Source organism: uncultured Tateyamaria sp., from assembly GCF_947487805.1.
GTDB lineage: Bacteria > Pseudomonadota > Alphaproteobacteria > Rhodobacterales > Rhodobacteraceae > Tateyamaria.
The window spans coordinates 102139-117354 of the sequence record NZ_CANKXW010000006.1 but is presented as its reverse complement, the minus strand read 5'-3'; the positions used below and the strand labels follow the sequence as shown (position 1 = coordinate 117354).

General features: G+C 59.8%; 14 protein-coding genes. 9 read left to right on the top strand and 5 right to left on the bottom strand.

Annotation, left to right across the window (positions count from 1 at the left end; genetic code table 11):
• The first annotated feature begins 3 nt into the window (after positions 1-3).
• Both phnD and phnE read left to right on the top strand, forming a co-directional pair.
• Positions 4-879 (top strand): phosphate/phosphite/phosphonate ABC transporter substrate-binding protein, encoded by an 876-nt coding sequence (phnD, locus tag Q0949_RS15155; protein WP_057821746.1) that lies wholly within the window; start codon positions 4-6, stop codon positions 877-879.
• 22 nt (positions 880-901) lie between these two features.
• Positions 902-1720, top strand: coding sequence for a phosphonate ABC transporter, permease protein PhnE (gene phnE, locus Q0949_RS15150; protein ID WP_057821745.1), 819 nt, complete (start codon positions 902-904; stop codon positions 1718-1720).
• A gap of 448 nt (positions 1721-2168) precedes the next feature.
• Here the strand turns inward: phnE and Q0949_RS15145 are convergent, their stop codons facing one another.
• The 5 genes from Q0949_RS15145 to Q0949_RS15125 are packed head-to-tail and all read right to left on the bottom strand — an operon-like array spanning position 2169 to position 5676.
• Positions 2169-2891, bottom strand: a complete 723-nt coding sequence (locus Q0949_RS15145) for a DUF6602 domain-containing protein (protein ID WP_299374022.1) — start codon at positions 2889-2891, stop codon at positions 2169-2171.
• Between the two features lie 13 nt (positions 2892-2904).
• Positions 2905-3804, bottom strand: coding sequence for a CBASS oligonucleotide cyclase (locus tag Q0949_RS15140; protein ID WP_299374019.1), 900 nt, complete (start codon positions 3802-3804; stop codon positions 2905-2907).
• Entirely contained in the window at positions 3801-4304 is a 504-nt protein-coding gene (locus Q0949_RS15135; RefSeq protein WP_299374016.1) for an HORMA domain containing protein, read from the bottom strand. Before Q0949_RS15135 ends, Q0949_RS15140 begins: the two co-directional genes overlap by 4 nt.
• The gene (locus tag Q0949_RS15130; RefSeq protein WP_299374014.1) at positions 4301-4771 is read right to left on the bottom strand and encodes a hypothetical protein; all 471 of its coding nucleotides are present in this window, start codon (positions 4769-4771) and stop codon (positions 4301-4303) included. Before Q0949_RS15130 ends, Q0949_RS15135 begins: the two co-directional genes overlap by 4 nt.
• On the bottom strand, positions 4771-5676 hold the full coding sequence (locus tag Q0949_RS15125; protein WP_299374011.1) for an AAA family ATPase: 906 nt from the start codon (positions 5674-5676) through the stop codon (positions 4771-4773). The genes Q0949_RS15130 and Q0949_RS15125 overlap by 1 nt, the downstream gene beginning before the upstream one ends.
• Positions 5677-5857: 181 nt before the next feature.
• Between Q0949_RS15125 and Q0949_RS15120 the strand changes: the two genes are divergently transcribed.
• The 7 genes from Q0949_RS15120 (at position 5858) to Q0949_RS15090 (ending at position 15143) form a co-directional block, all read left to right on the top strand.
• Positions 5858-6919, top strand: coding sequence for an XRE family transcriptional regulator (locus Q0949_RS15120; protein ID WP_056037051.1), 1062 nt, complete (start codon positions 5858-5860; stop codon positions 6917-6919).
• 7 nt (positions 6920-6926) lie between these two features.
• On the top strand, positions 6927-7412 hold the full coding sequence (locus tag Q0949_RS15115; RefSeq protein ID WP_074839959.1) for a hypothetical protein: 486 nt from the start codon (positions 6927-6929) through the stop codon (positions 7410-7412).
• Between the two features lie 597 nt (positions 7413-8009).
• A complete protein-coding gene (locus tag Q0949_RS15110) occupies positions 8010-8939 on the top strand; it encodes a DUF2493 domain-containing protein (protein ID WP_299373996.1) in 930 nt (309 codons plus the stop codon).
• A 534-nt stretch (positions 8940-9473) separates the two neighbouring features.
• The gene (locus Q0949_RS15105) at positions 9474-9680 is read left to right on the top strand and encodes a hypothetical protein (protein ID WP_007120662.1); all 207 of its coding nucleotides are present in this window, start codon (positions 9474-9476) and stop codon (positions 9678-9680) included.
• A 561-nt stretch (positions 9681-10241) separates the two neighbouring features.
• A complete protein-coding gene (locus Q0949_RS15100; RefSeq protein WP_299373993.1) occupies positions 10242-10835 on the top strand; it encodes a helix-turn-helix domain-containing protein in 594 nt (197 codons plus the stop codon).
• Positions 10822-13155: a relaxase/mobilization nuclease domain-containing protein gene (locus Q0949_RS15095; protein ID WP_299373990.1), complete on the top strand. Its 2334-nt coding sequence runs from the start codon at positions 10822-10824 to the stop codon at positions 13153-13155. The genes Q0949_RS15100 and Q0949_RS15095 overlap by 14 nt, the downstream gene beginning before the upstream one ends.
• Before the next feature lie 8 nt (positions 13156-13163).
• Positions 13164-15143: a type IV secretory system conjugative DNA transfer family protein gene (locus tag Q0949_RS15090; RefSeq protein WP_299373987.1), complete on the top strand. Its 1980-nt coding sequence runs from the start codon at positions 13164-13166 to the stop codon at positions 15141-15143.
• Positions 15144-15216: the final 73 nt, after the last annotated feature.

The window sequence follows — 15216 nt, the reverse complement described above, 5'->3', positions numbered from 1 at the left end:
AAGATGAAATCGACCACCTACGCCATCGCCGCGACTCTGCTGGCTGGCGCCGCCTTCGCCGCCGGTGACCATGATCCTGATACGTTGCGCGTGGCACTTCTGCCCGACGAAAACGCGGCGACCGTGATCCAGGACAACGAACCTCTTGCCGCGCATCTCGAAGAGACGCTCGGCAGAGACATCGATCTGATCGTCACAACCGACTATTCATCGATGATTGAAGCCATGCGGTTTGGCCGCATCGACGTCGCCTATTTCGGCCCCGCTTCCTATACGATCGCAAAGGATCGCATGGACGGCAGCGACCTAGATATCGAGCCCTTCGCGGCCCGTATCAGCGGTGGCAGCACGACCTATCAGGCAGTCCTCATCGCTAACGCGGAGGCGGGCATCAGTTCCATCGCAGATATCGAAGGGTCCGGCGTGGACGTCGCCTTTGGCGATCAGGCATCGACATCAAGCCACTTCGCCCCGAAATACACGATGCTGCTTGAAGACGTCGCGACTGGCGAGGATTATAACGAAAACTTCACCGGCGCCCATGACGCCGTGGCCCGCAACGTCGAACTTGGCAACGCCCAGGTCGGTGGCCTGAGCCGTCCAATCTTTGAACGCCTCGTCGAGCGCGGCACGGTGAACCCCGACAATCTGGTGATCCTGGGATATTCCGCCGATATTCCGCAGTACCCATGGGTCATGCGCACCGACATGACGCAGGAGCTGCAGGACAGCATCCGCAACGCCTTTCTTGATCTTGAACCCGGCACCGAGGTCGGCGATGCGGTTCTTGGCCCATTCAAGGCGGACGGTTTCGCCGCGATCACGGATGCCGATTACGACATCATCCGCGATATCCGCAGCAATCTGCAAACCGACTGATCCCAAAAGAGGAGACGCCGCGATGACCCTTGCCCAGACCAATACGCCCCAAACCGCCGACACCATTCTTGCGGCGGATCGCAAAGGGCGGCGGCGTCTCCTTCTCCAGATCGGAGGCATCGTGGCGATCATTGTCCTCTGTCTCTGGCTGACCGGAATGCTCGATGGCGGGCGGCTGGCCGACGGTCTGCCCGCTATCGGCACGCTCTTCGCCGAAATGGTGCCGCCCGATTTCACCCGCTGGCGTCAATGGGTCGAGCCAATGATCGAAACGCTCGCCATGTCGGTGGCCGGCACCGCACTGGCCGTCGTCCTGTCGGTCCCGCTCGGCTTTCTTGCGGCACGGAACACGACACCGAACAAATGGGCCTATCAGGCTGCGCGCCTCGTGCTGAACACGCTACGCTCCATCCCCGAACTCATCATGGGCATCATCTTCGTTGCCGCCGTTGGCTTTGGAATGCTGCCGGGCGTGCTGGCCCTGGGCCTGCATTCGATTGGCATGGTCGGCAAGTTCTTCGCCGAAGCCATCGAACACGCGCATCCCGCGCCCATCGAAGCCGCCGAAGCCTCTGGCGCCACGTCTCTTCAAGTTATCTCCCATGGTGTAATGCCCCAGGTCTTCCCGCAATTCGCTGACGTCACAATGTATCGGTGGGAATACAATTTCCGCGCCTCGACCGTCATGGGAATGGTTGGTGCAGGCGGGATCGGAACCGAACTCGTCGGATCGCTGCGCCTGCTGGACTATCCCCAGGTGTCGGCCGTTCTGATCGTCATCTTGGCCACCGTGACAATCGTTGACGCACTCAGCAACATGCTACGGAAACGATTCCAGTAAGTCACAGTCACCCGGGAAAAGCGGATCTTCGGCAGCCTGCTGCGAGCTGCAGCAGAGTCCGGTCTTACCACTTCGTGTACGGCGCGGCGAAGGGTCATTATGCTGGCAATCCGGGCTAAAAACCCTTAGCGCCCTATTCTGCACTCAGCCGGACTCGACCCCAGAGCGTGAAATCATGCCCCTGCGGCCGGGGAACACAGTTTAAGACTAAGTCAAACCTGTTATTGGTTCGGATGTTTCGTGGATTGGTTCACCCGCCGAGCAGATATCGTCTAATTCGTTTGCCACGGCACGTATGAACGTGGTGGCAATCTACGGGAGGTGTGCTTTGCGGACGCGGTAGCATTCGTCGGCAGCGGGATGACCGCGTTTGGACATCCAAAAGCTGCTACCCAGGAACGGTTGGCTTCACTGTGGCGCAGGACACGCCGGCGGAACCTCGCTGCGATTATTTGGTCAGCCAATCTCCGTAGGCATCGATATCGATCATTGGCACAGTGCCGCTGAACTGGAGGCGTGAGATCAGTGCAAATAAGAAAGCCGTTGCCGGTTTCGACCCCTCAACAAGGTTATACCGCCCATCCTCGGCGAACAGGAAATGCCCGTGGGAGGCTACACACCCGATGTCTAACCTTCTATCACCCTTGCCTTCGTTTAGGACCTTCTCGAAAGTTCTGCCCAAGGGAGGCTTCCACTCGCTCTCGAAAGTCAGAAGGCCACCAACAATGGGAATAAGCTGTTTTGGCGGGTAGACCCCGCCAGCGTGTGGAATTGGTAGACTGGTCCGATGCAGACTTCGGACTGATGCAACCTTTTCTTGTGCGTATTTGACAAGATTGGCGTCTGCCGTCTGCTTCGCCTCGAAGACAGCATAAACGCTCTCGGCCGGGACAATGAGTTGATTTTCGTAAGTGAAAATGAAAGGCGAGTATTGACGATCAAAAACGACAGCGTCAATCTGGTCGCTGAAATTCCCCGTACTATCGACCACGTGCGCACTTGCAACCTGGTATCTCTCAGGAAGATACTGGGCGAGCATATCGATCCAAATGGCTTCGCTCGCATCGCCTTTTGTCCCTGGATGCTTGAAAGACTTCCTCGCAGTTGACAACCGGTGCTGAATATCCTCGTGCAATGACGAAAGAAGTTGTGAAAGCGACCATTCAGCCAATGATTTGTTCCTTCTAAGACAGCGGAAATTTTGGTCCGAAGAAAGCGCGCCACGCTTTCAGAGCGTCTCCGTTCTTTCCCTGGCGCGCCAAATGGATTGCTGTAGCGATTTCGCGGTTTGCTTGATCCAGAATTGTCTGGGCGCGTTTTACCATCGCCGCGTCCATTCGGTCACTAACAGGAGATCCGAGCCCGGCCGGATCTGGCCAATCCTCGTGAATTCGGTCGCGCAACGTAGCGAAGAATGCTTGGATTTCGCGATCGTGTGAGCCGCCCCACACACCATGTAGACACTCCATCGCCATGACCTCGATCAGAAAGGATGGCTTGATAGGTTTTTCTCCATGGCGGCTGTTTTGGTTCCAGTACTTCACCATGCGCACTAGGCCTTTCCACTCATTGCCATAGGCTTGGTGGGCCGCAACAGCCTTCTGTGCATGGATTTCGGGATTTGTTCCCATCCATTTCCCGGTTGTGTTGTTGGGGATCTCGTAGTTGTCTCCCTTTGCGAATGCGGGCACGGTATCCACGCTAACAACCCGGTAATCTGTGTTGTCGTCTGAATCGACGACGACACCAAAATTCACACCCACTGAGCGTCCCTGTTTTTTGACGGCGCTGCTTCCATAAACGTCAACCAGCGTGTCGTAGAACGCGGTCAATATCTTGTCAGGGTGTTTGGCTCTATAGTGGTCCTCGTCTTTTCCAAGAACGAAGAAGATATCGACATCCTTGAGTGGTTTGGACTTGGTCCAGCGCGCATAGCTTCCTGTCAAAAAGCTACGGTCGATCTGAAAGGCTTTATCCAGGTGCTCGCGAACTTCCTTCTGCCGCTTGGATGCGTTCTGCCGCTCACTCTCGTTCAACTCCAATCGACTTTTGAACTTCTTGAATGCGTCCGGGAGTGAAATCATGATGCCTGCCTCCAATACGATGCCGTCGCTCCCAAACCATTGTGTTCGATGGTGGAGCCAAGGCTTTGGCGAACCATGCCGTCTGTAGAACGGGCGGTAGTCCGGTACCAACCCGGGACATCAGGTCTTCCAGGCTTTGTACGTAGAAGGAGGTCATATTTGGCGCTTGCTGGTGCCACTCCCGCTTTGCGAATTGCCCAACGGAGTTGATCGGTGTCAGTCCAGAAGTTTCCATCTCCAGAAGACCAACTGTAGTTCACGTCGATGTCCCAACGCAGGATCAGTTCGTTGGTTGCCGGATCGTATATCTCGAGCGTAATCTTCTCGAGGTCTTCGCTCTCCAACCATGCCTTGATTCCGCGCATGTTGATTTCCGTGTCGTTCACGAAATTCGTCGGGTCCATGCCACTCAGACGAATAATGTCTTTGAGGCTCTTTAGGATGTTATCGGCCACATAGGTGACAGACTGGGTGCGAGAATATGTGATGACCGTTGTCATGGTTCCAACAACCCCTCGAGATCAATTTCGAGCGTAGCACCTTGCGAATTGTCCGCGGTATCTTGCTTCTTGGCTTCGGTTTTTTCGTGTGCTGTGATGCGGTTGCTCTTCTGTTGCAGCGCAGATTGGACCCAACCGAGATCATCGGGTTCACATGGCAGCGAAATTGACCAATCACCTTTTAGCGGGTCAAACCCGAGCACGTCTTCGTTCGCGTCCGACCCATCGATCGCATCGTCATCGTAAAGACAGTAGATGCGCGTCTGCGGTCCCTCACAGCTGACAAGGATTGGTGAGTTTTCGCAGGCTTTGTCCGCGATTATGCTACTTGCAATGCCGGCGACACTGCCGAGTTCTTGTTGCGCACCGGTATTTGTCCGGGAGAGCAAGTCGCTGATGGCGGCCCATGTAGCTAAGGCGTCGCGATGCGGAGAGCTTCGGAATGTTCTGCGGGTTACAGTTGTCATCACTTCCCCCGATTTGCTTTTTTGTTGGTTTGAGCTGACTTCGCGGCTGCAGCTAACTGGGGCAGTGTTACCGAGCCGGGGTTCAATGCCACCTGAGTGTTAGAGGCGAGCGCGTTTGCAACGGTCTTTCGGATGGTCCTTCCGTCGAGGCCGACGAATTCGACGGCACAGGTGTCGAAGCCACGGTCCCTGGTCAGCTCTTCTATTTCAGGATACGTGCTGCTTAGTCCCAACAGGCACTCCCGCAAAATCGTCTTGCAGGCTTCCTTTCCGGGAAGGGGCACTTCAAGCACCAGATCGCATCGGGAAACGAAGGCATCATCCACCGCTTCCGGGTAGTTACTGGTTGCCACAAACAGCAGGTTCTTGTGAGATTCTGCCAGCAGGTCGAGCTGTACCAGAACGGCGTCCGTGGCTCGATGAATGTCGACAGGGTTGGCATCGAGGCTGAGCCTGGACCGGTCGACCGCAAGGGTTTCCACTTCATCTAGCAGCACAATCGTCGGGCCTGCATTGGCGAGTTCTGAAAGTGTTTGCGCGAAGAGGTCAGTAACCGCCCGCTGCGTTTTCCCCATGGCGGAACTTGTCAAGCCATGCGCTTCAACCTCGACCAGTTGGAAGTTTCCCCCCTTGAAAGCCGCTGCTGTTCGGTTGGCCAACCCTCGCGCGAGCGACGTTTTGCCCGTCCCGGGTGCGCCAACCAACAGGAGGACGCCATGGAGCGGCAACACGGCTCGGCTCATCTTTGGTCGCATTGTGAAATTCAGCACCGCCTGAGAGAGCAGGCGCTCCTTCATCTCGGCTTCGACGATGATTGAGTCCCAGAGTTCTGCCAGCCCGGGGTCCGGCAGTGCCGTGATCTTCTGAATTCCTCTAGGCAGGTCGCCCGCAAAAGGTACGTTCATGGCCACTTCCTTCTCTCTTTGCCTGTTTAGCGCCACGTGGAGCGACTTGGCGGTTTACAAATTTGCCTTTCCTTTGGCTTCCTGTTACAACTTAGGGACAAAAAGCCGCGCTTTCAAGCGTTGTAGTTTACAAAATATCAATCATATGGGTGAAATGTAAACCACCCACTGGGAGGACGTTATGATTGGCAAGAGACTCAAAGGAGCCCGGGCGGCATCTGGCCTCTCGCTCCGTGCACTTTCGGATGCCATGGAGAACAAGGTGTCCGCTCAAGCCATAGGCAAGTACGAGCGCAATGAAGACATGCCCGGATCGGGCGCGCTGCTAGGTCTTGCCCGAGCACTCGAGGTCTCTGTGGATTTCCTGCTGAGCGATGATGAGCTCGAGTTGGAGGGCGTGGAGTTTCGCAAGTCAGCCAGCTCGTCAGCCAAGGAGATCGCGACGATCGAAGCCAAGACGCTCAATATGGTTGAAAAGTACCTCGCCATCGAAAGCTTGCTGAATCTTTCGAGCCAGGAATGGGATGCCCCACATGAAGCGCCCTACTGGGTGACTGATGTTCGTGATGCCGAGGACGCAGCTCGTAACATGCGTGCTTCTTGGCAACTGGGTCACGATCCGATCCCAATGCTTGCCGAACTCCTCGAGGAGCACGGGATTAAGGTGCTGTCTTTGGACGTTGATCGGATTGATGGCCTTGCGGCCAAAGTCCGTCGAAAAGAGCATCACTCCGCGCGGGTGATCATGATCAAGAAGAAGACCTGGTCTGAACGGAAGCGCTTCAGTTTAGCTCACGAACTGGGCCACATGGTTCTTAAGGTCGCCGAAGGGTGCGATTCAGAACGCGCCGCAAATCGATTTGCTGGTGCGTTCCTCGTTCCGGCAGAAGTGCTACGGCAGGAGATTGGTGCCCGCAGAACGGACATAAGCATTGGTGAGCTCATTAGTCTGAAGGATCGGTTTGGCGTCAGCATTCAAGCGCTGACGTATCGATGCAAGGATTTGGAGATCATCAACCAGGCAACATTTGCGCGCCTTTTCAAGGTCTATAAGCAACGAGGTTGGCGGGATGAGCCGTTCGAGGAGCCGAATTCCATTCCTTGGGAACGAGAAGAACCGGACCGCTTTCAAAGGTTGTGTTTTCGTGCCCTCTCCGAGGGGTTGATTGGGTTGTCTCGTGCGGCTGAGCTTCTCGAAATACGAGTAAAAGAACTGGAAGAACGTTTGGACCACATGGCATAGTCGCTGTGTGCAAGTTCTTGTTTCTGATACCTCCGTCCTGATCGACATCGAGAGAGCCTCGCTGACAGCGAGGCTCTTTGACCTCCCCTATGATTTTGTTGTTCCAGATATTCTTTATGAAGCGGAACTTCTCGACTGGATGGGCCCTGATCTGATCGATCTGGGACTAAGAGTGGAAGAGCTCACGCCGGAAGAAACTGCACGCGCGACTGAGCTTAAGCGGGCGAAAGCTATGCTATCGACGCCAGATGTCTTTGCATTTTGCCTCGCGGCTGAGAGGGGTTGGGTTCTCCTTACCGGAGACGGAGCACTCAGGGTTGAGGCGGAGCGCCAAGAAATCGCGATGCACGGCGTCCTGTGGGTCTTCGATGAAATGGAACGTCACGAGGTTTGTTCGACCGTCCTCCTCAAGTCGGGCCTCGAGGCGGTTCGTGATCACCCGAGATGCAGACTTCCCATTAGGGAAATCAATAGGCGCCTTGCGAGATACTAGCTTGTTTATTTGGCTTGCTGGAAGGAAATTGTTGCGAAGCTCTTCTTCGCTTTAGCCTTGCGGCCTCCCCTGCTCGGCTTCGCGTGTCGCAGTGGAGAACGGCCCTTCGGTCCGTCGCGCATTCGGCCATGCGGCCTCACCGCGGCGCAGCACTTGGCATCCCGGTTTGCCCGCCTCGCGAGCACGTCCCTCCCCGGCCGCTCCGCCGGATTGCGCTCTGGTCTGTTTTGGCCCGAGGCCAAAACGATCCCGCCGCTCCATCCGTCTCCCGCGTCCGGTCGGGCCGTTTGCCTGCTCAGGTCGGGCAAACCTACCGTCGAAACACACACACATGAATGCGGAAGCATATCCTCCGGATGGCCCCCAAATCAGCCCGCGTCAAGGATCGCAAAACTTTTCAACGAGGGCGGCGCCATTGGTGTGGGGCGGTCCCGTGCGTGAGGGTGCGCGTGTGTCGGGTGCTGCGCGCAGAAAACTTTTTCGCCCGGCAAGCCGGCGGCTGCGCCGTCCCTGACCCGGGCAGATTCGGAAACCAGGCATTCGGCCATGCCCCCACACTCACGTGGTGGCCTTGGAACCGAACACTGGAGACCAGACATGGCTTACGACAATGCGAACACCTACGAGACCATCGAGCTTTTCGGACTGACCGAGAAGGACGCGCAACTGCCGATCCCCGAGGATCACATCCTGACCGACCACATCATCCGCGAAAGCTTCGAGGCTTTGCTCGGTCAGATGCGCGGGACCGGGCTTGAAGCCGAAATCGAACCGCTGGCCCATGGGCTCGCCACGATCCTGCAGCGGCGCAAGGTGGCGCTTGGCAAGGAGGTCGACCGCACCGCCGACAAGATCGGCGCGCTGGCAAAATCCCACGACGGATCGGAGATCGCCGAGACCGCGCTCGAAGAGGCGCAGGCGCGCTTCGTGCAGCTGCGCGAGATTGTCAGCGCCATCGAGGTGATGAGCGAGGCAGCGGCGGAATGCTACGAGACCGAGACGGGCCACGCCTTCATCCCGGCAGCCGGGTCGCGCGCGAGCGTCCGGGCGCAGGAGACCGGGGCGGTCTTCGAGGCACGACAGCTCTTGGAACAGCATGATCGCGAAACCGCTGAGAAGTCGAAAGTTGAGGGGGTTCCCCTGATCGTCTCAGGCGCCACCGACTGGACCGATGTCGATGCGATCTTTAATACGCTCGACAAGGTTCGCGAACGGATCAAGCAGAACCGCAACCAGGAGATCTTCCTCTGCCACAAGGGTGGCAAGCACGGGGCGGAGATGATTGCGGCTCGGTGGGCCCGGGCACGCGGGATAGCACAGGCGCGCTTCGATCCGCGCTGGTCCGCGCATGGGCGGGCGGCACCGTTCAAGTGCAACGATGAGATGCTGGACGACAAGTTCGCGGCGACGGGGGTTGTTCTCTTCGGTGGCAACGGGGTCGCGATGAACCTCGGGCAGAAGGCGGAAGCGAAAGGCCTGACGGTCATGCGGGTTGCGGACCCGGCGAAGAAGGCGTCGCAGGAGTGAATTGAGAGGGTCGCGCTTGGCGCGGCCCTTTCGTCATGTCTCATGGCGCGTGCGATCGGTCACACGTGATCGGCAGCTCGCGGCGGCCAGCACCGTCATCCCTCTACCCAGTCCGTCAGAGTGCGGCCCATCCGCATCGGTATGGGCTGGGGATGGTGCGCACCTCGCACATTGTCAGCAGCGCAAGACCTAGGGGTCGAGACGGCACACATGAGGCTGAAGACCTGCACAACCCTCGGGTGGCGTTTCGGAACATCGCATCCACGCGGGCGGGCTCCGTTAGCTCCCCGGCCAGACGTGGCGGGACGCGGACGCGGATGGTGGCGGCGGGGTGATGGCATGGGTCATCCGGGTCACTCCTTTTTGCTATGCATGTGGATCGCACGGGGTCGGCCCAATCGTGCCCTCAGCTCACGCTTCGGCAAGCACAAATACGGCTTCCACGGCTGGCCGCGGACCCTCCGCATTTGCGCTTGCGACCGGGCCTCTTGCCCCCGTGCCGGGTGATCCCCATCGCAACAAGGAGTAACCCAAATGACCAACCACTACGTCGCCACCGTCCCCGTCAAGTTCACCGATACCGATGGCCAGGAGCGCACCCGTTTTCAGCGCGTGGGTGCGATGTTCCGCAACACCCGCAACGGGGACGGCTCGGAGTTCTTCAGCCTCAAGCTCGACTTCCCGGTCGCGGTCTCGGAGCTGGTGATGTTCCCACCGAGCGCGAAAGATCCCCAGGACTAAATCCTCTGACGAGGATGGGCCGCCCCAGGACGATCTTGGGGCGGCCCGATCCCTGTACCAGGGATGCCGTCACCGGCGCGGGTGATCGCCGACAGCGACCTCCCCTTGGTGCCGGTCCCTGCGCGTTCAACGGACGCACTCCGCCCGGAATGATCAGGCCGCGACAGACCGGCCAGTCAGCCTCAAGGGGGCCATCCACAAAAACCTATCGGCCAGGGCCTCCCGGTTTTTGCGGCAGAGATTTGGGGGCCCAAATCTGGCCCTCCTTGACCCTGCCTGTCCGCCCTGTCGGTGGGGTTTGCGCCCGCCTGCGGTTCCGTCCGAACACATGCGTGTTCGGCCAGACCCTCGGGCGGTGCTGGAGAAGGGGGCCTCCGAAGCTGGAGGCTGTGCTGGTGGTGAGGGGCAGACCCGCGCCCCTTTGGGCCGCGGGGGAAGCGGACACCAAGGCTGCCTGAGACTGAATGCGACGTAACTATATAATTGACAGCTAGGTATATTATCGTAAGGTGGAAGCAGCCTTGGTGGAAGGTGGCAGGAAATAGGGGGTCTTTCTTCCGCATGTCCCGAACAAAACGCCTGACAGAGATCGAGAAGATGCAGATCGTCCGCGAGGCCGCGGAGGGTGTGTCGACGACCGAGCTGGCTGCGAGGTTCGGGGTTACATCGCGCGCCGTGCGCTACGTCTTGAAAGCTGATGCCGAGCGCCAGACCGATACCGCTATTCCGGTCTCAGCAGTCAGTGTGAAAGTTACGGCTGCGGAGCTTGCGGCGTTCGATGAAGTGCTGGCCGCCGCCGGGATCGAGAGCCGGGCCGAAGGGCTGCGGCGGCTCATCCAGGCGGCGGGCGGGGTGTTCGTTCCGGACGCGCAGATGGCAGCAGAGATGGCGCGCTACCGCGCCTCTCTGCACGAGGTCGGTAATGGGGTCGCGCAGATCGCCAAACAGATGACGCGGGCCAACCGGATGGGGCAGGCGGCCGTGGGGGGCACGAGTGCCGAGTTCACCGAATTGCGCCTCGCACAGATGCGCGGGCTGGCGCGGTTCATTCTGGATTCCGCTGACGAGATCGATCTGCTCCTGCGCCGCCGTCGCAACGCGATGCAGCTGCAGGTCACGGCCGCGCTGAGGGAGTTTGCCCATGCGGCTGAATGATGCTGTCCATGCCGTCACGGGCGAGGTCTTCCGGGATGGCTGGAGCCGCGTTCGGGGCTCGATGCAAGGGCTGCACGTGGCCAAGCAGAGCCAGCTTGTGCGCGCGGCTGCGGGGCATCGGCCAGCGGTCTTCAAGGCGATCCGAGGCGGGGGTACGCATACCAAATCGCAGCTCGCAAACCAGCTCGATTACCTCACCACGAAGTCTACCCATATCGTGGACAGTAGCGGGTTCCTGGATGGCAAGACGAAGCTCGAGGCGGGTGACATCAAGGACCTGACCGAGCGCTTTGCCAAACGGTGGGATGCGGGCTTCAAGCCCAAGCTGGGCCAGACCACACACATGCTCATGTCCTTCCCCATCGGCACGCGCGGCGAGGATGTGCGCGACATTGCAACGGATGTGGCCGAGCGGTTCTTCCAGACCGACGAAGGGCACTTCGACTACATCATCGCGGTGCATGAGGACCGCGATCACCCGCATGCGCATCTGGTGCTGAACCGCCGCTCGCAGGAAGGTGAGTTCTTCTTCCTCGGGCGCAACCATCGGTTCAACTATGACGATTTCCGCCTCGCCATGGTCGAGGAGGCCGAAAAGTATGGCGTGCGCCTGGAGGCCACGCGCCGGGTGGATCGCGGGGTCGTGCATTACCCGGCCCGCACTAGCGAGGTGTATGCCGCGAAAGAAGAGGGTCGCGCGCCCCGCGAGCGCGAACGCGTGGGGCAGGACCTGACCCGGACGCTGGCGGAGATCGCCAATACCAGAACCGTCTACCATTCGCTTGCCGCGGAGGCTTCGCGCGAGGCCCGCGAGGATATCGCCGCAGCACTTTTTCGCGCGGGTGAGGTGCTCGCGCATGGCGGGCAGGTGGACCGAACAGGAGATGTGTATATGGCCGAGGATCAAAGTTTCGAGGATCTGAGAAGCCTCTATGCGGAAAAGCTCGCGCGGGTGCAGGGCATGATCGCCGAGAAGTCTGACGCGGAACGTCCCGTGCTGGAAAAACGCCTCATCGAGATCCAGACGCAGGTCCAGCACATGCAGCCCTTGGGGCTGCGCTCGGGTTCGCTCTCAGACGCGCCCTCGGAGGGCGGGATCTATTCCGAGGCCAATATTGACGCCAGCCAGCGCGAGCGACTGGCCGAGCCCGATCTGAGATCGCGCATTGACGCGGCACTACGGGGCACCGGGATCAGCACATCGGAAGTGGTGGCCCGGATCGAGACGGGCGCCTCAAATGCAGCGCTCGAGCATCAATGGATCGCCAATGATCTCTCCAAAGTAGCTGAGGCGCGCGATCTGAACCTTGAACGCCGCGCCGATCTGGAACAGGCGCGCGACGTTCTCAACGATGTGCATGTGGAACTTGGCACGCTGTTGGAGCGCGAGAACGTGCTGCGCCGGGATGGTGTCATGGAAGCGGAACCGGTCAGCGAGCATTTCCATTATAATGAGGGCGCGGTGCGGGCGATGGAAGGGACAATCCGTCAGGAGATGCGCGCGGACGGCCTGACAGCGCAGCAGATCGAGGACCGGGACTGGGAGGTTGTCTCACGGGCGGAGCGCCGGATCGAGACGGAGCAGCGCACATATCTCGAGGCACACCCAGATCTGCTCGCACGTCCTGGCGATGTGATTGACCGGTCTGAGCCCTACAGGGAGACCATCACCGATGCGGCCCGCGCCAGCGAGATCACCCGTGAAGTCGACCGCATCATGGAGGCACGCGACCTCCGTACGCCCGTTGCAGATGCCGTCACGGATGACTTACGCGCGCGTTATCCGGACATGCCGTCCCACCTCGCCCGTGGGCTCGGCGCGACCTATGCGGCCGTCGTCGAGATACGCGACACGGAGGCCATCAATCAGGTCCGCCGCGAAACCGAGATGCGCGAGGGGCTTGGGGTTGGCACGCGTGACGAACGTCTAGCCACCCGCGATGAAACTGCGCCGCAGCCTGACCGTGCCGACCGCCTCGCAGACGAGATTGCGCGTGTTCTGGACCATGAGCGGGCGGGGGAGTTGTCCGCGCCCTTCGAGACCGAGGCGGAGCGGGACGCTTTCCGCGACGAAATCGCGCGGGTGCTGGACAACCGCCAATTGGGCCGGCTCACATCCGGTGATGCCGATGCGCTGGACAAGGTCCTCGAGGACCGCCTCGACCGGCTCTATGTCGCCAAGGTCTATCTGCAATCGGATGCAGCGACGGCCAACACGGAGGCCTTGCGCCAGGTGGTCGATGAGCTTGCCGACATCGAATATGAAAAACACCGCGTGACAGACGTGGATGGCGAGACCGAGCGGGGTCAGGTCCATTGAGCGCCTCCATGGGAAAAGCGCGGATCGCCACGGGCGTCCTGCTGGTGACGCTTGTGACCGGGGCCATGGGCTATACCATCGCCTCGGCGGTGCTGACCTACCGGGATCTCGGCTTTGGGGCCGAGATCGACTTTGCCTATATCGCGCAGAACTATCTGGCGATCCGCGATCGCCGCCCCGAAGATGCCCAGCTCATCCACCTGATCATCGGCAGCTTCGCCGCCGCTGGCCTGATGCTGAGCCTCGCCCTGTCGGGGTCCGCCCTGACACGCTTTGGCCAGACCCATTGGCAGAGTGCGCGCGAGATGAAGGCCAATGGCTTCTTCGGGGCGCCAGGGACCGGGTTCATCCTCGGCAAGCTGGGGACGCCGGGCTCCCGCGCCAATTACATTTGCTCGAAGGTTTTCCCGCATGCGCTGATCGTGGCGCCCACGGGCCGCGGCAAGACCACGGGCTTTGTCATTCCGAACCTGCTGACCTGGCAAGGCTCCGCCGTGACGCTCGATGTGAAGGGCGAGTGTTTCGAGGCCACGGCCCGGCACCGCGCAGCCCAAGGCGATAGGGTCTATCGCTTTGCCCCCACCGATTGGGAGGGCAAGCGCACGCATCGCTACAACCCGCTCCTGCGCATCTTTGAGCTGAAAGATCCCGCGCGCCAGCAGATGGAATTGCAGCTCCTGGCGACGCTCTTCCTGCAGAGTGACAATGACCGGGTGCAGGGCCTCCTCAAGGGCGGCATCGATCTCTTCGTGGCGGCGGGGCTTTTGGCCTTCCAGCGCAAGCGCCCGACCTTGGGCGAGATCTATCGCATCGCAGCCTCGGGCGGGAACAAGCAAAAGGAGTATTTTGCGCGGGGCCATGAGGTGGATAACAGGGCCGCCAAGCTGATCTTCACCCGGCTGGCCTCGACCAACAATGACACGCTGACCTCTTATGTTTCGCTCCTGATGACCTCGGGGCTCGATCAATGGCAGAACCCGGCGATCGACGAGGCGACGGCAGTCTCGGACTTTGATTTCCGGACGATCCGCAAGAAGCCCTTTTCGGTCTACCTCGTCGTCCAGCCGCTGATGGTGAAGCCGCTCGCACCGTTGATCCGGCTCTTCTTCTCCGATCTCCTCTCGGCCATGCAGGAAAAGGACCCCGGGCCAGACGAGCCGTGGCCCGTGATGATCATGCTCGATGAGTTCAATCGCCTCGGCAAAATGCCCATCGTGGTCGAGAGCATCGAGACCCTGCGCACCTATCGCGGTCACTTGGCCGTGGTCACCCAGACCATCCCCGCCCTCGATGAAATCTACGGGGAGAACACCCGCCGCGCCTTGCAGGGCAATGCCGGCGTGAAACTCTACCTGACGCCCTCGGATGAGAAGACCGTCGAGGAGCTGAGCAAGGCGGTTGGCAAGACCACAAAGACCGTCGTCACGCGCTCCCAGTCCATCGGCAAAAACCCCTTCGAGGGCCGCAGCCAATCCACGCGGACTGAAGAAAGCTCTCTCCTACCCGAGGATGAGGCGCGCCGCCTACCGCTCGACGAGATCGTCATGGTCATCGATGCCCAGATGCCGGTCCGCGCGAAGCGGATCCAATATTTTGACGATCGGCTGTTCAAGGCGATCCATGGGGCGCAGACGGGCGAGTTGCCGTTTCCGAAGCCGGGGGGAGGTGGGTCGCAGGGCAATCTGCCGCTGAGCGTGCGCGCCATGCCGATGACTCCGCCGTCGGATGGGCCAGGGGGAACAGAAGCCGATTTGGAGAAGGCAAACCAGGCTGGCGATGGTCAACCGTCAGGCCAAGCCGACGCCGCTCCGAAGAAGACCGCGCCTGTCGTTCAAGCCGTCATCGCCGAGGAGCAGCGTCAGATGGAGATGGATTTTGGGGGGGAAGTGGCTGCTCTTGGTTCGGTGGAAGATGCGGATGTCGAACAGGTACGAACGGCCGTACATGATTTGGGCGAGTTGGAGACAGCCCTGACACAGGGGCTCTAACTTGATGGGTTGTCGCATCCAGAAGTTGACGTAGCAAGAGATGGTCACCAGCCGCGTTCTAGGTGACTGAGAT